This window comes from Streptomyces sp. NPDC046203 (assembly GCF_040646255.1).
Lineage (GTDB): Bacteria > Actinomycetota > Actinomycetes > Streptomycetales > Streptomycetaceae > Streptomyces.
In genome coordinates, this window is the sequence record NZ_JBEYZX010000042.1 from 1 (window position 1) to 21,897 (window position 21,897).

The window sequence follows — 21,897 nt, forward strand, 5'->3', positions numbered from 1 at the left end:
TTCTGCTAGTCGATGGTCTTGATGACGCTCGTATTTACCGTGGCTTTGTTGCTCTGGGCCCGGAGGGTGCTCTCGCCCGACCGCCCCCCCCCCCACCGCGGGAAACGCGTCTTTCGAGGTGCCGGCGGAATCCGTTCGGACGGACGGAATTCGAGACGTCCGGGACCGCGGGCCGGAACGCGGGCGATTCCGTGCCGAAAAGGCCCCGCACGAATCCGGCCCACGGAAAGCAGAGCGAGGGGGCTTACTTTTCATGCCGGAAAACAAATGACGAAATAAAGCAGGACCGGTCCGGGCTGTGCAGGCCCGGACCGGTCCTTTGGTGTTCGCTCACGCAGCCGGTTCGGTGGACCGGGTCAGCGTCTGCCACAGGATGGCGGGGTTCGCGAAGTTCTCCATGTTCAGGGCGTCGTCCTTGAAGCGCACGCCGTAGGTGCTCTCCAGCGTCGCGAGGAGTTCGACCGTGCCCATCGAGTCCAGGCCGAGGTCACGCAGTACGGCATCGTCGGTCAGCGGCTCGCCGGCCGAAAGAAAAGGGATGAATTTACGTAGGATGGCCTCGAACTGGTCGTCCCGGTCGGGGGCGGCCGTGGCGTTAGTGCTTTCCGATATGGCGATTTCATCAGGCATGCCTGCATGATGCCGCCGGAATCCCGAGGATGTCAACGTGGCCCCGCGGCCCGGCTTGCCCGGTCATAGGCGAACCATTGACAGAGGCTCGGCCGAAAATAAACTGAAGACGCCGGAATTCTATTCTGGGATGCCACCGGGTCGCTTTCGGCCGACGCGTGCGAAACGCATACGTCCGCGGTGTGGCTGTCCGGCGGGGAGGAACGAGATGGACCTGTTGGCACAGAGCGCGCTGCACGCCCGCTTCCTGCGCGGGCTGGCCGTGTCGCCGAAGGGCGTCGCGGTACGCGTGGCGGACGAGACGGTGACCTACGAGCAGGCGCATGAGACGGCGCTGGCCTGGGCGGGGGCCCTGCTCGCCTCGCCCGGTGGGCCGCCCCGCGCGGTGAGCGTCCTCGCGGGGCGCAGCATACGGGCGTACGTGGGCATCCTGGCCTGCCTCTACGCCGGCGTTCCGGTGGTGCCGCTGCTCGCCGACTTCCCGCCGGGGAAGCTCGGCCCGATGCTCGCCGCGGCCGACGTCTCCGCCGTGATCGTGGACGAACAGGGCGCCAAGGTGCTCCCCGAGCTGGCCGAACTACCTTCTGTCGAGTGTGACTTGAGGGTTCTGGCCCCCGGACTCGGGCCGGACGCGGGCGGGGCGTTCCAGCGGATCGAGGTGGATCCGCGCGACGCGCTGGCGGAGCCGCGCTCCACGGAGGCGTCGGACGTCGCCTACGTGCTGTTCACCTCGGGATCGACCGGCCGTCCCAAGGGGGTGCGCCTGACGCACGGCAACATGGCTCACTACTTCGGCCTGATGGACGCCTGGTACGACTTCACCGCGGCCGACGTCTTCTCCCAGGCGGCCAACCTCAACTGGGACTCCGCGGTATCGGACCTGTGGTGCGCCTGGGGCGTCGGCGCCCCGCTGGTCTCGGTCCCCCCGCATGCCTATCTGGACCTGCCCGCCTTCATCGCCGAGCACGGGATCACGGTGTGGTTCTCCGCGCCCAGCGTGATCGCCCTGGCCCGCAGGACGGGGCGGCTGACTCCCGGAAGCATGCCGTCCTTGCGCTGGACCTACTTCGGCGGGGAAGCGCTGCAGTGCCGAGACACCGACGACTGGCAGCGTGCGGCCCCGGGCTCGGCTGTGATCAACGTCTACGGACCCACCGAGATGACCATCACGACCCATCGGCACCGGTGGGCTCCCGAGGTGTCGCCCGGGCTCGGCGTGAATGGCGTGGTGCCGCTCGGCCACCTGCACGAGGGGCACGCCGAACTGCTGCTCGACGAGAACGGCGAGCCCTCGGACACCGAGGGCGAGCTCTGGCTCGCCGGCCCGCAGGTCTCCGCCGGGTACCTCGACCCCGAGGACGGGAAGGGCAAGTACCTCGAGCACGACTCCCGCCTCTGGTACCGCACCGGTGACCGCGTACGCAGGATCGAGGGCGGTGAGCTGATCTATCTCAGCCGGGTGGACGCCCAGGTCCAGGTGCAGGGATACCGGGTCGAACTCGCGGAGATCGAGCATGCCGTGCGGGGCTGCCCGTCCGTGGTGGACGCCGTGGTGGTCGGCGTCCCGGTCGCCAACAGTACGGAACTCTTCGTCTTCTACCTCGGGGAAGAGACGCCGACGCGGGAGTTCGCCGCCCGCCTCGCGCAGGCGCTCCCGCAGCAGATGATCCCGCGCCACTACCACCGGCTCGAGGAGTTCCCGCTCAACACCAACAAGAAGATCGACCGGTTGCGGCTCACCGCATACGCGGCGGAGCTGCGGACCGGATCGGCGGGAACGGCCTGACCGCGCTGGGCGCGCGGCAGCACACCGAGTGGTCGGCACGCGGGACCGGCGTGCCGACCACCGTCATGGGGGCCTTTCGATTAGGGGGCTGTAGGGGGAGGACGTTCGGGGCTCACGCCCTTAGGTTCTCAGCGGCATGATCAATGCCTGCCCGCACCAAGGCGGTTCACCGTGCCGACATGACGGCACGAGGCCGGTGCGGGGATTCGTGGCGGATCGTGTCCGTCCCTGCCGACGTTGCGATCGCCGGGCTGTCTGCCCGCGGCAGCAAGACGAAGGCAGTCGAATCTCATCGATCGAAGGGATGATGCTGTGCATCGCCGTCTTCTCAACCGTCCAGGCATGCTCCGCGGCCTGGTGCTGTCGTCCGTGTTGGCCATGGGCGTCGCCATTCCCGTCGGCCAGCCCGCGTCCGCCGAGAACAACGAGGACACCGGGAACTCCTCCGCCAGTAGCTGGCCGACCGGCGGCCACGATGTGTACAACACCCGGTCCAACCCGGACGAGACCAAGATCAGCCCCAAGAACGCCGACAAGCTCGCGGTCAAGTGGGCGTACACCACCAACGGTGACGTCTCGGCGACGCCCGCGGTCGCCGGCGGGGCCGTCTACTTCCCCGACTGGGGCGGTTACCTGCACAAGGTCGACGCCAAGACCGGGAAGAAGATCTGGTCCCACCGCGTCTCGGAGTACAACGGGATCACGGGTTCGGTCTCGCGGTCCAACCCCACCGTGGTCGGCGGCACCGTCTACATCGGTGACACCTCCGGGGCCCACCTGCTGGCCATCAACGCCACCACCGGCACGCTGCGGTGGTCCACCCAGGTGGACAGCCACCCCTACGCCATCCTGACCCAGTCGCCGGTCGTCTACGACGGCGTGGTCTATCAGGGCGTCTCCTCGCGGGAGTCGGAGCTCGGGCTGAACGCGGACTTCAAGTGCTGCACCTTCCGGGGCAGCGCCAACGCGATCGACGCCGAGACCGGAAAGGTCCTGTGGCGCCACTACACCGTGCCCGAGAACGGCGGGCAGACCGGTGGTTACAGCGGTGGCGCGATCTGGGGCACCCCGGCCATCGACCCCAAGACCAAGACGGTCTACTTCACCACCGGTCAGAACTACAACGTGCCGCAGAGCGTGAACGACTGCCAAAACGCGGGCAACAAGCCCTACGAGTGCCACGCGTCCGACAACCACATCGACTCGGTGCTCGCGCTCGACATGCGTAACGGCGCGTTCAAGTGGACTTCCGGCGCCCGGCTCTTCGACGCCTTCAACACCGGCTGCATCCCCGGTTTCCCGCCGAACAACTGCCCGGCCAACCCCGGCCCGGACTACGACTTCGGTGAGGGCGCTCACCTGTTCACCATCAACGTCAAGGGGAAGAAGCGCTCGGTGATCGGCGCCGGCCAGAAGAGCGGCGAGTACTGGCTGCTCGACGCGACGACCGGCGAAGTCGTGTGGAGCGCCGCTCTCGCCCCCGGTGGCAACCTCGGCGGCATCCAGTGGGGCACCGCGACCGACGGCAAGCGCATCTACGTGGCCGAGGCCAACTCCAAGAAGCTCCCGTACCAGTTGCCCGACGGCACGACCACCAACGGTAGTTCGTTCGCCGCGCTGGACCCGGTCACCGGGAAGACCCTGTGGCAGATCGCCGACCCGACGAACGGACTCGCCTGGGGCGCGCTGACCGTGGCCAACGGTGTGCTCTACGCCAGCTCGACCAGCGGGCACATGTACGCCATCGACGCGGCGAACGGCAAGATCCTCTGGGACCACCTCGCCCCGTACTCGCCCAACGCCGGCGCGGCCGTGGTGGACGGCACCGTCTACTGGGGCAACGGCTATGTGCGGATGAAGGACGCCGCCGGCGCCACCGGAAGCCTCACCACGGGGACGTTCTACGCCTTCTCGGTCAACGGCAAGTGAACTGACGGTTGAGTGGGTCTCTTACCCGGGGGCCGGTGCCATGCACCGGCCCCCTTCTTCGCTGTAGAGGCACCGACTCCGCGGGCGGCACCCATGACTTCGCGGCCTGGCCGGCCCAAGGGGATGCGGCTGATCCTCAGGAAGGAACAGTCGTACCCCGGAGCCCAGTTGAGGCTCACCGGCACGGACGGTATGCGACTGACTCGCTTCGCCGCCGACACCTCCGGACGGCCGATCGCCGAACTCGACCTCCGCCTGTTCACCGCGGCCGGACGGCTCGTGAGCACCGTCCGTCGGCGGACCGTCACGAAACTTCGAGGCTAAGGGTTTGAACGCGTGACCCCTAAGGGTCCGTAGGGGATGTCACCCACGGCACGCATCGTTAGTTTCTGGTTCGGGACAGGTCTCGAACGCTCGCACCGAGGCAGAGCTCATGCCCGGCACGTCGGCACGAGCCCCCGTGTGCGGATCTCGCGGCAGACCGCGTCCCACACCTGCCGACGTTATGGACAGACGGGCCCTCACCCGCTCCACCAGGACGAAGGCAGTCAACATCATCATCGAATGAAGGAATGATGCCATGCGTCGCCGTCTTCGTAGCCATTCCGGTTGGGGCAGCGGCTTGGTGCTGTCGTCCGCGTTGATCCTGGGAGTCGGTCTCGGTGCCGCACCGTCGGCGACCGCGGAAAGCGATGGCCAAGGCGAGAATGCTCCCCGGGCCGCGATGGCCGACTGGTCGACGAACGGCCACGACCTGGCCAACACCCGGTCCAACCCGGACGAGACCAAGATCAACCCCAAGAACGCCCACAAGCTCGCGGTCAAGTGGACGTACACCACCAACGGTGACGTCTCGGCGACGCCCGCGGTCGTCGGCAAGGCCGTCTACTTCCCCGACTGGGGCGGTTACCTGCACAAGGTCGACGCCAAGACCGGTAAGAAGATCTGGTCCCACCGCGTCTCGGACTACACCGGGAACGAGGGCTCGCTCTCCCGTACCAGCCCCACGGTCGTCGGCAACACCCTGTACATCGGGGACGCCACCAAGGCCATCCTGATGGCGATCGACACCACCACGGGCAAGCTGCGGTGGTCCAGGAACCTGGACAGCCACTCCCAGGCCGCCCTGACCCAGGCGCCCGTCGTCCACGACGGCGTCGTCTACCAGGGTGTCTCCTCGTCGGAGTCCCAGGCCGCGGGCGACCCGGACTACCCGTGCTGCACCTTCCGGGGCAGCGCCAACGCCGTCGACGCCAAGACGGGCAAGGTGCTGTGGCGTCAGTACACCGTGCCCGACAACGGCGGGAAGCCCGGCGGTTACAGCGGTGGCGCGATCTGGGGTACCCCGGCCATCGACCCCAGGACCAGGACGATCTACTTCACCACCGGCCAGAACTACCACGTCCCGCAGAGCGTGACCGAGTGCCAGAACACCGGTAAGAAGCCTCACGAGTGCTACTCGGAGGACAACCACATCGACTCGGTGCTGGCGCTCGACATGCGCAACGGCAAGATCAAGTGGGCCGCCGGCGCCCGGCTCTTCGACGCGTGGAACGCCGCCTGCGTCCCCGGCCTGCCGCCGAAGAACTGCCCGGCCAGCGTCGGCCCCGACTACGACTTCGGCGAGGGCTCCCATCTGTTCACGATCCGTCAGAAGGGCGTCGAACGCCTGGTGATCGGTGCCGGCCAGAAGACCGGCGAGTACTGGCTGCTCGACGCGAAGACCGGCGAAGTCGTGTGGAGCGCCGCTCCCGCCCCCGGCGGGAAGATCGGCGGCATCATGTGGGGCACCGCCTATGACGGGAAGCGCATCTACCTGAACGAGGCGAACTTCGACAAGAAGACCTACACGATGGCTGATGGCACCACCACCAGCGGCAGTTCGTTCGCGGCGCTCGACCCGGCCACCGGGAAGATCCTGTGGCAGATCGCCGACCCGTCCGACGGCATTGCCTGGGGCGCGCTGACCGCGGCCAACGATGTGCTCTACGCCAGCTCGACCAGCGGGCACATGTACGCCATCGAGGGTGCGACCGGCAAGGTCCTGTGGGACTTCAAGGGTCCGTACTCCTCCATGGCGGGTCCCGCCGTGGTGGACGGCACCGTCTACTGGGGCAACGGCTACTCGAGGTTCGGGTACATCCCGGGCGTGACGGGCAGCACCACGACGGGCACGTTCTACGCCTTCTCGGTGGACGGCAAGTGATCTGATCGCCAGTCCGTCCACGACGACGGGGGCCGGTGCCACGCACCGGCCCCCGTTTCGTTCCGGCTCCCGCCGCCCCGCTCCGCATGTGGCGCGGGGCGGCGGGAGCCAGTGTCCCTCCCCGCACTAGCCCGGACACGACTTCAGCCGGTCGACACGTCCGCCGCTGGCAAGACGTGTCGACCGGCTGAAGCGCGAGGCGATCGGCCCGGCGGCCGACAGACACCCCTACGGGCTCTCAGGCGGCCGGCGTACCCCGGCGGACCGGCTGCATGGCCATCCTCGGGTTGATGGAGACCACCTCGAAGTTACGCGTCGTGCAGGGCACCCGGCTGAACATGCCGTCCTGCCCGGAGACGTGGATCGTACCGACACCCAGATCGATCAGGGATCTCACCACGTCGGGCCAGCGCACCGGGCGTACGAACCCGTCGAGCAGCATGTCGCGTACCCCGGTGCCCGTGGTGAGCACGGTGCCGTCCTGGTCCGCGACGACCGGCAGGAGGGGGTCGGAGAAGGTCAGCTCACTGAAGATCTCCTTCTCCACCTGATCGCGCAGCGGGCCGAACACATGCGAGTGCATGGGCGGCTTCATGGTGTACAGCGACAGACCTCCCAGCGAACGCAGCCGCCGGGTGAGCCACTCCAGTGCGCTCTCGCGCAGGGTGACCATGAAGAAGTCCTCGTCGATGTAACAGGAGATGTCGTACCACTCGCCCTGGTCCTCGAGTTCCCGCAATACCTCGGTGAGCTTCTCGCCGGGGACCCGTACGAAGGAATGCGTCACAAGGTCGGGGTGCTCACGAGCGAAGTAATCGTCCATGCAGGTGGCCAGACGGGCGGTCATCCGGACCGCGTCCGGGAAGCTGAGCACGCCGGAATGCACCGCGGCGGCACGGCCGCCGAAGCTCGGGCCGGCCACGAATTTCGGCGTGATCTCCATACGGTCCTGAGCCCATTGGCCCAGGGCCACGCAGTTCACCACGAAAGCGATCTGCGCGTACTCCGAGTATTCGCCCTCGGTCTGCCGATAACGGTCGACCAGCGAGTAACCGAGGACCTCGTCCGCGGTAGCCACCAGCTTTCGGGCGATCGGGTTGATCAGCATGAATTTGGCCACGTCCGCGAAGTTCGACGGCCCCATGCCGGGGAATACCATCGCCGCGTCCGACCGCTGTTGTTCATTCATTTGTCCGAGTCCTCGCTCGCGTGCGACGACGATCGACCGGCCGAAAGGCCCACCGACTCCATTGCGCCGCAAGGATCTCGTTCCTGCCCTGGCCGGGGCACCCCTAACACCCCCTAATGCCGGGTTCCCCTTTCAGGGCGCGGACCGGTAGGAACGCGGTTCGAGCCCTGAGGAGCCGGCCGAGCCGACCGGGGCCGCCCCGCCGGGATCGGCCAGGCCACGGAAGGAACCCGGCACCAAGGGATGTCCCTCGGCGCCGGGCGTGCGACTCGGATCCTCCCCGACCATGGTGCCGGGCAGGAACACGCCCGGCACCACGGTCAGGACACGTCGCTGAGGATCAAGGGCAGGTCGTTGCGGCTCTGCACTCCGAGCTTGCGGAAGACCCGGGTCAGGTGCTGCTCCACCGTGCTCACCGTGATGTACAGCCGACGGCTGATCTCCTGGTTGGTGTGTCCGAGTGCGGCCAGTTCGGCCACCCGGCGCTGAGCGTCGCTCAGCACGGGCGCGTCCGGGGCCTCCGTGTGAGGGGGCCTCGGGGGCGCCTGATGCGGTTCCGGGGAATGGTCGGCGGAAGGCCGGTGCATCGGCGGCGCACCGGAGTGACACGCCTTGCTCTCCTGTGCCGCCCGGCGTGCCAGCAACCTGGCGCGGTCGAACTCGTTGAGCTGCTGGTAGACCTCGCTCAGCTCTTCCAGGGCACGGGTGAGCTCGATGCGGTCGCCCGCCGTCTCCAGGCACTCCACCGCTTGGCGCAGCAGCGCCGTCCGCTGGGAGAGATCGCTGCATGCCGCGAGCACCCGCAGGGAGATCCCCTTGACCCGGCTGTCCAGTGTCCTGGTGCTCTTCAACTGCTGTTGCACCAGATCGCGCGCCACCTTGGTGCGACCGAGCTTCAGGTACGCCTCGGAAAGGCTGCTGCGCCACGGAACAAGTGACGCGATGTCAAGAGACCACTCCTGCATCAAGCGGCCGCACTGCTGGAAGTCGCTGACCGCGGCCAGCACCCGGTCGGTCGCCAGATGGTAGTGACCGCGAGCGTACAGATAGTGCAGCCCGTGCACGGTGCCGAACATCGACTCGGGCACTTTCTGCCGCAACAGCGCCGCAGCGGCGTCGTACCTGCCCGCCGCCGTGTAGGCCGATACCAGGGTGGCGAGCGGGCAGCCGATCATCACTCCCCAGTTCTGCGCGGACAGCAGGCCGAGTGCCTCTTCGGCTTGCGCCATGGCCACCAGGACCTTTCCGCGCCGCAGGGAGATCATCGCCCTGAGACTGCCCAGCAGCATCTGCCAGACGACCGCACCGTGGTGCTGCGCCTCCTCGAGCAGCTGCTCGCACCACCAGCTCGCGCGCTCCAGCTTGTCGCCCCTGGCCAGGACGAGTACCGCGAACGCGACCACCTCCACGGTGGAGTCCCCGAGCCGGCAGCTCCGCAGGATCCGCTCGGCGCTGTCGGTCGCGGTGTCGCTCTCCTCGCGGTTCCAGACTGCCTCCAAGTGGTCGGCCGCCCGGCTCCACGGCTCCGCGCCGATGGCGATCGCGGTCTTCGAGCCGCCGAACCGGCCACGCTCCGATCCGTAGTACCACTGGTACGCCAGACGCAGTTCGACGGAGAGCTTGATGTCGTCCGAGTAGGAGGAGCCGCACAACGCACGCCACAGGGACTCCTCTGTCGAGGTGTCCCCGTTCCACACCGAGTACCGCACCACGGACACCACGTCCCGCGCCGGCAGTGTTCCGTCGTACAGAGCGGCCTGCAGCGCTGGAATGTACGGTGCCGTCGCCGAGGGGTTCACCCGCCAGAGTGCTCTGACCAGCGACGTGGTGATGGCCAGCCGGTCCTCCTTGTCCACCGCTCCGTACAGCGCCGTCTCCAGGCACCGGACCGCCATCGCCACGTCGTTTCCGGCGAGGGCCTGTTCCGCGGCGGTGCGCAGCACCGTGGTCGCCCACACGTCGGGGACCTGGTCGGCGGCTATGACCTGCCGCGCCACCTCGATCGCCGCCGCTCCCCGCTGGTAGAGCAGTTTGGCCGCGCGCAGGTGCAGCGCGGAGCGCTCGCAGGGATCGAAGGGGCTGAGCGCCGCGGTCTCGGCCACCGGGTGCGGCAGACGGCGGTCCGTCAACAGGCCCGCCGCGCGCAGTGTGCGCATGGCCTGCTCGGCATCGTTGCGGTGCACGTTCACCAGACGGCCTATCAGTTCCGGGTCGCTCTGGTCGCCGAAGACGGCGATGCCCTGAGCGACGTCCAGCACTGGACCGCCCCAACGGTGCAGGCATCCTATGATCGCCTCGCCGAAGCCGGTATCGACGGCCGGTGACTGGTCGCGATCGGCCTGTCGAGTGACGCCTTGTTCCCGCTCGGCTCGCTTGTGATCCTCGATCAGCGCCTTCACGAGCAGCGGATTGCCTCGGGTCAACTGGTAGACGTCGGCGGCGAGTTCGGCGCCGGTCTCACTGCCCAGCGATCGCGTCACCAGGTCCGCGGTCGCCCTGTCCGACAACGGCCCGATGTCGATCAAGTGGTACGGGCACCTGGTCAGCTCGGACCTCAACGACGACGTGGTGGACTGCGTCCAGTCCCACTCCGTGAGCACGATCAGGACGCGCACGGACCGTATCCGCCGAGCCAGATAGAAGAGGATTTGCAGGGATGCGTGGTCCGCGAACTGGACATCGTCCACCGCGATCACCACAGGCCGCGGTTGGGAAAGAGCCAGCAGGATTCTGCATACTTCCTGCACCATCGGGGCAGTGTGCTGCAGGATCTTGCCGAAGCCCGAGCCTCCGCGCTCCCTGCGCATTCCGAGGCTGATCAACCGATCCACTCGCTTGGCGGTCCCCGCGGGCAGCTCGACGCTCCTGAGGAACTGGTCGATCAGACCGGCCTGCAGTTCGCTTTCCACCCGGGATGCCGTAGCGCTTACCGACAGAGCGCCCATGGCCGCGGCATGCTGCATAAAGGTGCGCAGCAGTTCCGTCTTGCCGCATCCGGGACCTCCTCGTATGAGTGCCAGCTGGCCTCTGCCCTCCCAGCTTTCGCTGAAAATCGAATCCAACCGCTCGAAAGCGATAGAATGATCAACCGGTGCCATCAAGCCCCCCACGCGCATTGGCACAAGGCATGGTCCCGCCTTGTACTGGGCAACCCGTGTGACTCTGCGGAGTCAATGAGATTGATCATGCCAAGGTGAGATGGATGTTGTACACAGCGATGCATAGATCGTGATCTTCGTCGTGGGTTCGTGTTGCCGTTTTGCGGTGACGTTGTTCCGGCGGCGGTGGGCCTGGACGGCTTGGTTCTGGTAGTGGCCGGCGAGGTGCCGGAAGGGCCGTGGCGCGAAGCACCGCGAGCGGTCCGCGGAAGCTGCTGGCGGCGAGCGTGATACCGGCGGCCGAGGTGGTGGTGCGGGAGCCGGTCGGTCGGGCCGGGCGCGCCGGTCTCGGTCTCGGGATGCGCGTCGGCGATCAGCGGGCCCGAGCCGAAGCCGGTGGTGCCCAGGGGGAGGAAGTTCCACCGGGCCCGCCACCGGGTGCGCGGGTCGGGCAGCGCGTGGAACTCCCGGCGCGCGACCAGCGGCAGGACACCACGTACGTGCTTCGTCCTCGGCGCGAACGTCGTGACGCCCGGCCCGCGGAGCGTCGCATCACGCGGCGCGGGCCGACCGCCGGTGACCGGTGACCGGTGGCACCGCGGGTCAGCCCAGCTTGCGGAACAGCCCCTCCTGCACCACGGAGACGATCAGCTGCCCCTCGCGGTTGTAGATACGGCCCCGGGCAAGACCCCGGCCGCCCACCGCGATCGGTGACTCCTGGTCGTACAGGAGCCACTCGTCCGCGCGGAACGGCCGGTGGAACCACATGGCATGGTCGAGCGAGGCCAGGTCGTATCCGCGCGGTCCCCACAGCGGCTCGACCGGGATACGGACCGCGTCGAGCAGCGTCATGTCGGAGGCGTACGTCAGCGCGCAGGTGTGCACCAGCGGGTCGTCGCCCAGCGGCCCCACCGCCCGCATCCACACCGCGCTGCGCGGATCCGCGCTCCGGACCTCCTCGGGCGACCAGCGCAGCCGGTCCACGTACCGGATGTCGAACGGCTGGCGGCGCGCCATCCGCTCCAGGGCCTCCGGCAGCGCCCCCAGATGGTCGCGGATCTCGTCCGCGAGCCGAGGCAGGCTCTCCGGATCGGTGAGGTGCCGAGGCGGCAGCTGATGCTCGAACGCGGCCTCCTCGGGCCGGTGGAAGGAGGCCGTCAGGGTGAAGATCGTCCGCCCCTCCTGGACGGCCGTGACCCGCCGGGTGGTGAAGGAACGGCCGTCGCGCACCCGCTCCACCTGGTACACGATCGGCACCCCCGGCCGGCCCGGCCGCAGGAAGTAGGCGTGCAGCGAGTGCACCGGCCGCCCGTCCTCCACGGTCCGTCCGGCCGCCACCAGGGCCTGGCCGGCGACCTGCCCGCCGAAGACCCGCTGCAACGACTCCTGCGGGCTCTGCCCGCGGAAGATGTCCACCTCGATCCGTTCCAGATCGAGCAGATCCACGAGTCCCTCGGCGGGATTGGTCACCTCGTACTCCTCCCGGAGCGCCCGGCCTCCCGGCGGAGTGCCCGGCGCGGCGCTACAGCTGTCCGACCGACGTCACACGGACGATCGCCCGGCCCTCCTCGTCCGAGGCCGCCAGGTCCACCTCCGCGCTGATACCCCAGTCATGGTCGCCGTTCGGGTCGGCGAACGTCTGCCGGACGCGCCAGAGACCGTGCGCCGGATCCTCCTCGATGGCCAGCAGCTTCGGGCCGCGGGCGTCCGGACCGGTGCCGAGGTCGTCGTACTCGTCCCAGTACGCGTCCATCGCCTCGCCCCACGCGTCCGCGTCCCAGCCGGACTCGCCGTCCAGCTCGCCCAGCTCGTCCACGTGGTCCAGGGCCGCCAGCTCCACCCGGCGGAACATCGCGTTGCGCACCAGCACCCGGAAGGCGCGGGCGTTCGCCGTGACCGGCCGGACCTGGTCGGCGCGCTCCTGCGCCTCCTCGGCGGTCTCCACGTCCGGGTTGGCCAGCTGCTCCCACTCGTCGAGCAGCGAGGAGTCGACCTGCCGCACCATCTCGCCGAGCCAGGCGATCAGGTCCTGGAGGTCCTCCGTCTTCAGGTCGTCCGGGATGGTGTGGTCCAGCGCCTTGTACGCGCCCGCCAGATAGCGCAGCACGATGCCCTCGGTCCGCGCCAGCTCGTAGAAGGACGTGAACTCCGTGAAGGACAGGGCCCGTTCGTACATGTCACGGATGACCGACTTCGGCGAGACCGGATGGTCGCCGACCCACGGGTGCGAGGTGCGGTACACGCCGTACGCGTGCCACAGCAGCTCTTCGAGGGGCTTGGGGTACGAGACGTCCTGGAGCCGCTCCATGCGCTCCTCGTACTCGACCCCGTCGGCCTTCATCGCCGCGACCGCCTCGCCGCGCGCCTTGTTCTGCTGCGCGGCCAGGATCTGCCGGGGGTCGTCGAGGGTCGACTCCACGACCGAGACCATGTCCAGCGCGTACGAGGGGGACTGCGGGTCCAGCAGGTCGAAGGCGGCGAGCGCGAACGTCGACAGCGGCTGGTTGAGCGCGAAGTCCTGCTGGAGGTCGACCGTCAGCCGGATCGTGCGGCCCTCCGCGTCCGGGGTGTCCAGCTGCTCCACCACACCGCCGTCGAGCAGCGAGCGGTAGATCGCGATGGCCCGGCGGATGTGCTTCAGCTGGTTGCGGCGCGGCTCGTGGTTGTCCTCCAGCAGCTTACGCATGGCCTCGAAGGCGTTGCCCGGGCGGGCGATCACCGACAGCAGCATGGTGTGGGTGACCCGGAAACGGGAGGTCAGCGGCTCCGGGTCGGCGGCGATCAGCTTCTCGAAGCTGCCCTCCGTCCAGCCGACGAAGCCCTCCGGGGCCTTCTTGCGCACCACCTTGCGGCGCTTCTTCGGGTCGTCGCCCGCCTTGGCGAGCGCCTTCTCGTTCTCGATGACGTGCTCGGGCGCCTGCGCGACCACCAGACCGGCGGTGTCGAAACCGGCCCGGCCGGCCCGGCCCGCGATCTGGTGGAACTCACGGGCGCGCAGCGTTCGCACCCGGTTGCCGTCGTACTTCGTCAGCGCCGTGAACAGCACCGTGCGGATGGGCACGTTGACGCCGACACCGAGGGTGTCCGTGCCGCAGATGACCTTCAGCAGACCCGCCTGGGCCAGCTTCTCCACCAGCCGGCGGTACTTCGGCAGCATGCCCGCGTGGTGGACGCCGATGCCGTGCCGGACGTAACGCGAGAGGTTCTTGCCGAACTTGGTGGTGAACCGGAAGTTGCCGATCATCTCGGCGATCCGGTCCTTCTCCTCCCGCGTGCACATGTTGATGCTCATCAGCGACTGCGCCCGCTCCACGGCCTGCGCCTGGGTGAAGTGGACGATGTAGACCGGCGCCTGGCGGGTGTCGAGCAGCTCGGTGAGGGTGTCGGTGATGGGGGTCAGCCGGTACTCGTACGACAGCGGCACCGGCCGGGTCGCCGAGCGGACGGTCGCGGTCGGCCGGCCGGTCCGCCGGGTCAGGTCCTTCTCGAACATCGACACGTCGCCGAGCGTGGCCGACATGAGGATGAACTGCGCCTGCGGCAGTTCGAGGATCGGGATCTGCCAGGCCCAGCCTCGGTCCTGCTCCGCGTAGAAGTGGAACTCGTCCATGACGACCTGGCCGATGTCGGCGTCCTTGCCGTCGCGCAGCGCGATCGAGGCGAGGACCTCGGCGGTGCAGCAGATCACCGGCGCGTCCGCGTTCACGGAGGCGTCGCCGGTGAGCATGCCGACGTTCTCGGTGCCGAAGATCTTGCACAGGTCGAAGAACTTCTCCGACACCAGCGCCTTGATCGGCGCGGTGTAGAAGGTGACCTGGTCATTGGCCAGGGCCGTGAAATGCGCACCCGCCGCCACCAGCGACTTTCCCGAGCCGGTGGGGGTGGACAGAATCACGTTGGCCCCGGAGACCACCTCGATCAGCGCCTCCTCCTGGGCCGGGTAGAGCGTGATGCCCCGCTCTTCGGCCCAGGACGAGAAGGCTTCGAAGAGGGCGTCGGGGTCGGCGGTCGGCGGCAACTGATCGATAAGGGTCACGCCCCCATCTTGCCTGGATTCCGCCCCGATGCGGGAACCGGCCACCGCCCTGAAGATCACGGACGGTAGGCTGACCCGTCGGCCGGCCGCCCGGGCGGCCGGCGGACCGGACGCCAACTGGGCACCGGCGTAGGAGAAATGGGGCGGGAACGACCATGATGGGACCGGCGCACTCGCTGTCCGGAGCGGCGGCCTGGCTGGGCGTCGGAGCGGCGGCCGCGGCCTTCGACCAGCCGATGCCCTGGCCGGTCCTCCTCGTCGGCGCGCTCATCTGCGCGGGCGCGGCCCTCGCCCCCGACCTCGACCACAAGTCGGCGACCATCTCGCGCGCCTTCGGCCCCGTCTCCCGGGGCCTGTGCGAGATCGTCGACAAGCTGTCGTACACCGTCTACAAGGCCACCCGCTCCAAGGCCGACCCGCGCCGCTCCGGCGGCCACCGCACCCTCACCCACACCTGGCTGTGGGCGGTCCTGATCGGCGGCGGCTGCTCCTTCGCCGCCGTCACCGGCGGCCGCTGGGCCGTCCTCGGCATCCTCTTCGTCCACCTGGTCCTCGCGGTCGAGGGCCTGCTGTGGCGGGCCGCGCGGATGTCCAGCGACGTACTCGTCTGGCTGCTCGGCGCCACCAGCGCCTGGATACTCGCCGGTGTCCTCGACGAGCCGGGCAACGGCTCGGACTGGCTCTTCACCGGCCCCGGCCAGGAGTATCTGTGGCTCGGCCTGCCGATCGTGCTCGGCGCCCTCGTCCACGACATCGGCGACGCGCTGACAGTCTCCGGCTGCCCGATCCTGTGGCCCATCCCGATCGGCCGCAAGCGCTGGTACCCGCTCGGCACCCCGAAGCCGCTGCGCTTCCGGGCGGGCAGCTGGGTCGAGCTGAAGGTCCTCATGCCGGCCTTCATGGTCCTCGGCGGGATAGGCGGGGCGTCGGCGCTCAATCTCTTCTAGGACGGGTACGGGGGCGGGCGGCGTCTGCCGAAGGCGAGGCCGCGCTCGTACGACTGACAGCGGGGCCCGTACGCCCCCCCCCGTGACGCCACAAGGGCCGCACCGGATCTCCGGTGCGGCCCTTCACATGCGTACGGGTCGTGCGTACCGGAGATCCCCGGTCGCGGCCCGCGGCCCCGTGACGCCTCAGTAAGGCTGGACCAGGACCGTCGACGAGCCCGCGACGCCGACCTTCAGGAGCTCGTCCTCCTCCGGCGTGGTCGGCGCGCCCATCTCGTGCCGCAGCACCGCGCGGGACAGCGCCTGCACCCACATGGCCCGGGGCCGGCGCCGCTCCTCCCACGCCTTCAGCGCCGCCGCCACGTCCTCGTGCGCGTCCAGCGACTCGGCCAGCACGACCGCGTCCTCGACCGCCATCGCCGCGCCCTGCGCCAGCTGCGGGGCGCTGGCGTGCGCCGCGTCACCGGCCAGCACGACCCGGCCCACGTGCCACGGCTCCTCGACCGTCACCTGGGAGATCCGGGAGTAGACCACGTCGGAGGGGCCGGTGAGCGAGGCGAGCGCCTCGGCGACGGGACCGGAGAACACCGAGAGCCGCTCGGCGAGCTGCTCGTGGGCGTGCTCGGGGTCCGGGCGGAAGTCCTCGGGCTCGGCGAACACCGAGGCCAGGTACATCGAGTCCGCGGAGATCGGGTTGAGCAGCGCCTTCGCGTCCGTCCCGGCGACCGCCATCACCACACCGCGCACCCGGGGCAGCCGGGGCACGGTCGCCCGCCAGTTCGCGAAGCCGGTGTACTCGGGCGTGTAGCGGTCCCCGTACAGCCGGGTGCGCAGCGGCGAGCCGATGCCGTCGAAGCCGACCACCAGGTCGAAGCGGCCGGCAGTGCCGTCCGACAGGACGACGTCGACGCCCGTGCCGTCGTCGGTGAGGTCGGTGATGGTGGTGGAGAAGCGGATCGTGGCCCCGGCCGCCGCGGCGGCCTTCCCGAGCAGCTTGGCGAGCGCCGGGCGCGGGATGCCGTTGTTCGGCGGGATGTCGCCCATCCGGGGCTGCGGTATCTCGGCCAGGGTGGTGCCCGAGGGGTCGGCGATGGTCAGCACCTCCCACTCGTACCCGGCCTCCAGGCAGTCGGCGAGCACACCGATCTCGTTGAGGGCGTGCAGGGCGTTGGAGGGCTGGAGGATGCCCACGCCGAGCGCGTCCAGCTCGTTGCGGAGCTCCGCGACCTCCACGGTGTGGCCGCGCCGGGCCAGCGCCGTGGCGAGGGTGAGGCCGCCGATGCCTCCGCCGTGGATCAGGACCTTCAGGGGTGTCGTCATGTGGGTTGGCTCCAAAGGGAGAAGGAGGAAGGGCGGGCCGGCGGGCCCGGCCGGTCCGGGGCGGACCGGACCGGCCGGGCCCGGCCGGGTCAGCCGGCGGCCGCCGGCAGGCTGAGCAGATGATCGACGAGGGCGAGCAGCGCTTCCTTGCCGAACGCGCGCTGCCGGACGTCGCCGATCAGCAGGGGGATATGCGGATCGAGGTCCAGTGCGGCCCGGATCTCCTCGGCCGTACGGGTGTTGTGGCCGTGGAAGCAGTTGATGGCCACCACGAACGGGATGCCCCGGCTCTCGAAGAAGTCGATCGAGGCGAAACTGGTGTCCAGGCGCCGGGTGTCCGCGATGACGATCCCGCCGAGCGCACCGGTGACCAGGTCGTTCCACATGAACCAGAAGCGTTCCTGCCCCGGCGTGCCGAAGAGGTAGACGACGACCTCGTCACTGATCGTGATCCGCCCGAAGTCCAGGGCGACGGTCGTCGTCTCCTTGTCGTGGATCCCGGCGAGGTCGTCGACGCCGACGCTGGCCTGGGTCATGTACTCCTCGGTGCGCAGCGGGGTGACCTCGCTGACCGCGCCCACCAGGGTGGTCTTGCCGACGCCGAACCCTCCGGCGACAAGGATCTTGACGGCGGCGGGGTCCGCCTGTCTGTTGCTCATGGTGTCCTAAAGTCTCCGAAGTCCTTCGCGAACGGTGGTCAGCAGCTCCCTGGTGGCGCCCCCCGACGCCTGGGCGACCGAGATCGGCGGGCGCGCGTTCAGCAGCCCCTGGGCGATCAGGTCGGCCAGCAGGATCTTGGTCACCGACACGGGGAGGTCGAGTTCCGCGGCGACCTCCGCGACGGCCACCGGCAGCCGGCAGCGGTCGAGGATGATCCGGTGCTCCGGCTGGAGCCGGCCCGGCCGCAGCGGGACACCGCGCTCGTCGCGCGGGTCCTCCACCGTCGAGAGCACCGTGATCAGGGTGAGGTCGTCGCGCACGGGAGCCGTCCGCCCCCGGGTGATCGTGTAGGGGCGCACCATGCTCTCGCCGGCGTCCTCCCCTCCGTCCCCCGGGTCCGCCGCGTCCCCGTACTCCCAGGGCGGGGTCACGCGCCCGGCCCGGTCCCGAACGCGTCGAACTCGCCGCGCGCCGCGGTGCCGAGCTTCTGACCGACCTGCTGGACGAGGTTGTGCATGGCCAGCGACATGACCTCCGCGTCGACCTCCTGGGAGGCGACCACGGCCAGGTGCGTGCCCTGCCCGGCGGAGATGATGAACAGCCACAGGTCGGACAGTTCCACGATCACCTGGTGCACGGAGCCGCCCCGGAAGAGCTGGCCGACGCCCCGGGCCAGGCTCTGCTGGCCGGTGCAGATGGCGGCCAGCCGCTCGGCGTCCGCGCGGGCGATGGTCCGGGAGTGGCTGACGACCAGTCCGTCGTCGGAGAGCAGGACCGCGTTCCTGGTCTCGGCGACCGACTCGACGAGGCCGTCCAGCAGCCAGTCGAGGTCCTGATGGGTTGCGGTGGTACGTGTCATGATCCGTCTTCTTCTCTCGTGGGGTGGTGGGACGCGCCCGGCCCGGCGGGTGCGTCCGGCTCGGCGGCCCGGGCCGCCCGCGAACGGCGCTGGAAGGCGCCGATCGTGGCTCCGGCGCGGCGCGGCGCGGGCCGGAGCATGGGGTCGTCCTGCCAGCGCGGCGGCTGGGGGGTACCGGGGGAGGAGATGGGGTCCAGCCGGAGTTCGTCGACGAGGCTGGCCTGCCGCACACGGCGGGGCAGCGGTGCCTCGCCGCCACTCGCCGCGGCCGGAGCCGACGCGGGAGTCGACGCCGACGCCGGGGCCGGTGACTCGGGTACGGCCGGTGCGGCCGGTGCCGCCGGAAGCGCGGGCGTGTGGCCCGCGTGGGACGGCAGCGGGGTGACGTACCGCGCCGTGAACCCGGCCTGCTCCGCCGGGGTGGCGGGCTGCCCGCCGTGCTCCGGAGCGCCGAAGACGTCGAACGCGCCGGTGTCGCCGTGGTCGTGGTCGTGGCCGTGACTGTGTCCGGTGCCGTGTCCGGCGCTGTGCGCGTCGGCGTGGCCGTGTCCCAGGTCGTTTCCGTGGCCGGTTCCGTGGACCGGGCCGTGGCCGCCGCCGAAGTGGCCGTCGGAGACGTCCTGGCCGGCGCCGTCCGGCCGCTCGTGCGGGACGGGGTACGCGTCCGCGGTGCCGTAGGGCTGTGCGGAACCGTACGCGGGAGTCGCGGGCGGGAAGCCCGCCTCGGGCGCGGCCGGCGGCACGGGCGCGAAGGGGTCGGCGACCGGGTGCGGCTCGCCGTACGGACTCTGGTCGTCCAGCGGGGTCCCGTACGGAGCGGCCGGGGCCGGCTCGTACGACGGATGGCCCTCGGTGTGCTGCGCCCCCACGGGGGTCACCGGCATACCCTGCGCCTGCGGCATCCCGGCGGTCTCCGGCGCCGTGTACGGGTGGTGGCCCGGGTACTCGGTCTCGGCGTGTCCGGGGTAGTCCGACCCGGAGTGACCGGGGTACTCCTGCCCCGCGTATTCCTGCTCGCCGTACTCCGGCTCGGGGTGCTGCGAGGCCGGCCGGACCTGCGGGGACAGCCGGGTGACGGCGGCCAGGGCCTGGCCCTGCCGCCGGGACGGCAGCGGGTCGTGCGCACCGGCGGGCGCCGGAACGGGTGCGGGTGCCGGCTCGATGTCGGGCACGGCCACCGGACCGGTCTGCTGCGGCGCGCTGACGATCAGATCGCCGGGCACGAGCAGGACGACCCGGGTGCCGCCGTAGGCGGACGGCCGGAACTCGACGCTGAGACCGTACTGGTGGGTCAGCCGGGCGACCACGTGCAGGCCGAGCCGGATGTCCTCGGCGTGGGCGAGGATGTCGAGCCGCGGCGGGTGGAGCATCAGGGCGTTGGCCTCGGCCATCTGCTCCTCCTCCATGCCCAGGCCCCGGTCCTCGACCTCGATGGCCAGACCGCGGCTGACGACCGCCGCCCGCACCTCGACCGGGTTCGGGGGACGGGAGAAGGACAGCGCGTTCTCGATCAGCTCGGCCAGGATGTGCGCGACCGGACCGACGGCGCGGGACGCCAGCCACGGGCTGCCGTCGAGGTCGAGGACGACCCGCCGGTAGTCCTGCACCTCGCCCTGGGCCGAGCGCATCACGTCGAGCAGCGCGACCGGCTTGCGCCAGCGGCGGTGCGGCGTACCGCCGGACAGGATGACCAGGTTCTCCTCGTACCGGCGCAGACGCGCGGTGAGGTGGTCGAGGTCGAAGAGGCCGTCGAGCACCTCCGCGTCCTCGTGCCGGCGCTCCATCTCGTCCAGCTTCTTCAGCTGCTGGCCGATCAGCTGCTGGGTACGGCGGGCGACTCGCTGGAGCAGGCGCTCGAAGCCCCGGTGCTGGTCGGCCTGGCTGACCGCCGCCTGGAGGGCGCTGGTGCGCGCGAGGTTGAGGGCCTTGCCCAGCTGGGCCAGCTCGTCGGTCCGGCCGTCGTCGGTGTCCTGCTCGATGGCCCGGGCCTCTGCCTCGACGTCGATCTGCTCGCCCCGGGCGAGCCGCTCGACGACCTCGGGAAGCGACTTCTCCAGCGCCTCGGCCTGCTCCTGGAGCCGGCCGATGCGCAGCCGCAGGCTGCGGGTCAGCCGCCAGGTGGTCCAGATGACCGCGAGGACGGCGGCGAGGCCGACCACGGTGGTCAGGACCAGGCGGATGAGCAGCGACAGCACGCTGTCCAGGCCCTGGTCGATGACCCGCTGCGTACGGTGCTCCAGCAGCTTCTCGTACGGCGTGGTGACGCCGTCGATCGACGCGCGCCACTTCTTGCGCTGGTCGCCGATCGCGATCCGGCCGTTCTCGTCCGGCTCGGCGGGGCGGAGCAGCGACTGCTCGACGGCGGTCTTGTCCCGCCACGCCTGACTGGCGGTCATCTCCCGCCACATCGCCAGCTCGTCCTCCGGCAGATAGGGCGTGACCTTGGAGTCGGCCTGGAACGACTGGGTGAGGATGCCCTGCTGGACCTGCTGGAAGTCCTTGACGCTCAGCCCGTCCCGGCCCCAGCCGCGGGCCAGCAGCGCGTCGGACCGGGAGATCATCTCCTTCGTCCAGAAGAGCTCCACGAGCGGCTGCGAGGCCGTGGTGACCTTGCCGTCGTCCACGTGGCTGAGCGCCGTGAACAGCTTCAGGTCGACGGCGAGCAGATCCGTGTAGTACCGGTAGACCGTCTCCTGCTGGCCGGCGTCGCCGTCGTCGACGAGCGCGCGCTGGACGGACAGCCGTCCGATCGCCTCACGCGCGGTGTTGACCGCGTCGCGCACCTCGTCGGAGGCGTTGCCGATGGCCGGGTCGTCGGAGAGGGTCAGGAAGGTCTTCACCGCCTTGTCGGTCTCTTCCCGCTGCCCGGTCAGCGCCGTCGCGGCGTCGCTCCGCCCGGCGAGGACGTCGGCGCTCAGCCGCCGTTCCCGCTGCAGGTTGTAGTACACGATGTTGGACGGCTGACCGGCCTTCTCGGCGAGCTGGCCCTGGGCCGCCATCCGCTGGAAGTCGAAGAAGGTCTGACCGCTGGCGACCGCCCAGAGGGCGGTCAGGGCGATTCCTGGAACGAAGGCGAGGACGAGCAGAGCGGTCCGCAAGGAAAGGGACTTCGAGCTCGTCCGCCGTGACGCGCGCGTGCGCAGGGTGATGCTCCCTTACGAAGGCCGGTCGTCCGACCGGTCATTGCTGGTCCGTGCTACGACGCGTGCATATTAGTCACACTGTGAAGAACGGGCT

At 69.8% G+C, this 21,897-nt stretch carries 15 protein-coding genes; 5 read left to right on the top strand and 10 right to left on the bottom strand.

What is annotated here, in order from left to right; genetic code table 11:
* Positions 1-330: 330 nt before the first annotated feature.
* Positions 331-630: an acyl carrier protein gene (locus ABZ990_RS24705; RefSeq protein WP_361235523.1), complete on the bottom strand. Its 300-nt coding sequence runs from the start codon at positions 628-630 to the stop codon at positions 331-333.
* 208 nt (positions 631-838) lie between these two features.
* Here ABZ990_RS24705 and ABZ990_RS24710 point away from each other — a divergent pair, with 208 nt between their 5' ends.
* From ABZ990_RS24710 to ABZ990_RS24725, 4 genes are all read left to right on the top strand, one after another.
* Positions 839-2,416: an AMP-binding protein gene (locus tag ABZ990_RS24710; protein ID WP_361235526.1), complete on the top strand. Its 1,578-nt coding sequence runs from the start codon at positions 839-841 to the stop codon at positions 2,414-2,416.
* Between the two features lie 342 nt (positions 2,417-2,758).
* Positions 2,759-4,345 carry a PQQ-binding-like beta-propeller repeat protein gene (locus ABZ990_RS24715; protein ID WP_361235529.1) on the top strand — a complete coding sequence of 529 codons (1,587 nt, stop codon included), beginning with the start codon at positions 2,759-2,761 and terminating at the stop codon, positions 4,343-4,345.
* 93 nt (positions 4,346-4,438) lie between these two features.
* Positions 4,439-4,669, top strand: coding sequence for a hypothetical protein (locus ABZ990_RS24720; protein ID WP_361235656.1), 231 nt, complete (start codon positions 4,439-4,441; stop codon positions 4,667-4,669).
* 400 nt (positions 4,670-5,069) lie between these two features.
* The gene (locus ABZ990_RS24725; RefSeq protein ID WP_361235531.1) at positions 5,070-6,551 is read left to right on the top strand and encodes a PQQ-binding-like beta-propeller repeat protein; all 1,482 of its coding nucleotides are present in this window, start codon (positions 5,070-5,072) and stop codon (positions 6,549-6,551) included.
* 238 nt (positions 6,552-6,789) lie between these two features.
* On the opposite strand, the gene ABZ990_RS24730 is transcribed toward ABZ990_RS24725, so the two are convergent.
* The 4 genes from ABZ990_RS24730 to ABZ990_RS24745 form a co-directional block, all read right to left on the bottom strand.
* A complete protein-coding gene (locus ABZ990_RS24730) occupies positions 6,790-7,740 on the bottom strand; it encodes an ACP S-malonyltransferase (RefSeq protein WP_361235534.1) in 951 nt (316 codons plus the stop codon).
* Positions 7,741-8,060: 320 nt separating this feature from the next.
* A complete protein-coding gene (locus ABZ990_RS24735) occupies positions 8,061-10,856 on the bottom strand; it encodes an AAA family ATPase (protein WP_361235536.1) in 2,796 nt (931 codons plus the stop codon).
* Between the two features lie 585 nt (positions 10,857-11,441).
* A complete protein-coding gene (locus tag ABZ990_RS24740; protein WP_361235539.1) occupies positions 11,442-12,308 on the bottom strand; it encodes an acyl-CoA thioesterase II in 867 nt (288 codons plus the stop codon).
* A 52-nt stretch (positions 12,309-12,360) separates the two neighbouring features.
* The gene (locus ABZ990_RS24745) at positions 12,361-14,874 is read right to left on the bottom strand and encodes a DUF3516 domain-containing protein (RefSeq protein ID WP_361235542.1); all 2,514 of its coding nucleotides are present in this window, start codon (positions 14,872-14,874) and stop codon (positions 12,361-12,363) included.
* A 155-nt stretch (positions 14,875-15,029) separates the two neighbouring features.
* On the opposite strand from ABZ990_RS24745, the gene ABZ990_RS24750 reads away from it, so the two are divergent.
* Positions 15,030-15,821 (top strand): metal-dependent hydrolase, encoded by a 792-nt coding sequence (locus tag ABZ990_RS24750; RefSeq protein WP_361235545.1) that lies wholly within the window; start codon positions 15,030-15,032, stop codon positions 15,819-15,821.
* 186 nt (positions 15,822-16,007) lie between these two features.
* Here ABZ990_RS24750 and ABZ990_RS24755 read toward each other — a convergent pair whose 3' ends face one another.
* The 5 genes from ABZ990_RS24755 to ABZ990_RS24775 all read right to left on the bottom strand — a co-directional run bounded on the left by ABZ990_RS24755 (position 16,008) and on the right by ABZ990_RS24775 (position 21,758).
* Positions 16,008-17,141, bottom strand: coding sequence for an FAD-dependent monooxygenase (locus ABZ990_RS24755; RefSeq protein WP_361235548.1), 1,134 nt, complete (start codon positions 17,139-17,141; stop codon positions 16,008-16,010).
* Positions 17,142-17,230: 89 nt separating this feature from the next.
* Positions 17,231-17,800 carry an ATP/GTP-binding protein gene (locus ABZ990_RS24760; protein ID WP_361235551.1) on the bottom strand — a complete coding sequence of 190 codons (570 nt, stop codon included), beginning with the start codon at positions 17,798-17,800 and terminating at the stop codon, positions 17,231-17,233.
* Positions 17,801-17,806: 6 nt separating this feature from the next.
* Positions 17,807-18,163 (bottom strand): DUF742 domain-containing protein, encoded by a 357-nt coding sequence (locus tag ABZ990_RS24765; protein ID WP_361235651.1) that lies wholly within the window; start codon positions 18,161-18,163, stop codon positions 17,807-17,809.
* A gap of 65 nt (positions 18,164-18,228) precedes the next feature.
* Positions 18,229-18,660 carry a roadblock/LC7 domain-containing protein gene (locus ABZ990_RS24770; protein ID WP_361235554.1) on the bottom strand — a complete coding sequence of 144 codons (432 nt, stop codon included), beginning with the start codon at positions 18,658-18,660 and terminating at the stop codon, positions 18,229-18,231.
* Complete coding sequence (locus ABZ990_RS24775) at positions 18,657-21,758, bottom strand: nitrate- and nitrite sensing domain-containing protein (RefSeq protein WP_361235556.1); 3,102 nt, start codon at positions 21,756-21,758, stop codon at positions 18,657-18,659. The genes ABZ990_RS24770 and ABZ990_RS24775 overlap by 4 nt, the downstream gene beginning before the upstream one ends.
* Between the last annotated feature and the right edge of the window lie 139 nt (positions 21,759-21,897).

What these genes read in the sequence shown, in the direction of transcription:
- ABZ990_RS24705 (WP_361235523.1), bottom strand. Translation starts at nt 630, where the DNA reads ATGCCTGATGAAATCGCCATATCGGAAAGCACTAACGCCACGGCCGCC.
- ABZ990_RS24710 (WP_361235526.1), top strand. Translation starts at nt 839, where the DNA reads ATGGACCTGTTGGCACAGAGCGCGCTGCACGCCCGCTTCCTGCGCGGG.
- ABZ990_RS24715 (WP_361235529.1), top strand. Translation starts at nt 2,759, where the DNA reads ATGCTCCGCGGCCTGGTGCTGTCGTCCGTGTTGGCCATGGGCGTCGCC.
- ABZ990_RS24720 (WP_361235656.1), top strand. Translation starts at nt 4,439, where the DNA reads ATGACTTCGCGGCCTGGCCGGCCCAAGGGGATGCGGCTGATCCTCAGG.
- ABZ990_RS24725 (WP_361235531.1), top strand. Translation starts at nt 5,070, where the DNA reads ATGGCCGACTGGTCGACGAACGGCCACGACCTGGCCAACACCCGGTCC.
- ABZ990_RS24730 (WP_361235534.1), bottom strand. Translation starts at nt 7,740, where the DNA reads ATGAATGAACAACAGCGGTCGGACGCGGCGATGGTATTCCCCGGCATG.
- ABZ990_RS24735 (WP_361235536.1), bottom strand. Translation starts at nt 10,856, where the DNA reads ATGCGCGTGGGGGGCTTGATGGCACCGGTTGATCATTCTATCGCTTTC.
- ABZ990_RS24750 (WP_361235545.1), top strand. Translation starts at nt 15,030, where the DNA reads ATGATGGGACCGGCGCACTCGCTGTCCGGAGCGGCGGCCTGGCTGGGC.
- ABZ990_RS24755 (WP_361235548.1), bottom strand. Translation starts at nt 17,141, where the DNA reads ATGACGACACCCCTGAAGGTCCTGATCCACGGCGGAGGCATCGGCGGC.
- ABZ990_RS24760 (WP_361235551.1), bottom strand. Translation starts at nt 17,800, where the DNA reads ATGAGCAACAGACAGGCGGACCCCGCCGCCGTCAAGATCCTTGTCGCC.
- ABZ990_RS24765 (WP_361235651.1), bottom strand. Translation starts at nt 18,163, where the DNA reads ATGGTGCGCCCCTACACGATCACCCGGGGGCGGACGGCTCCCGTGCGC.
- ABZ990_RS24770 (WP_361235554.1), bottom strand. Translation starts at nt 18,660, where the DNA reads ATGACACGTACCACCGCAACCCATCAGGACCTCGACTGGCTGCTGGAC.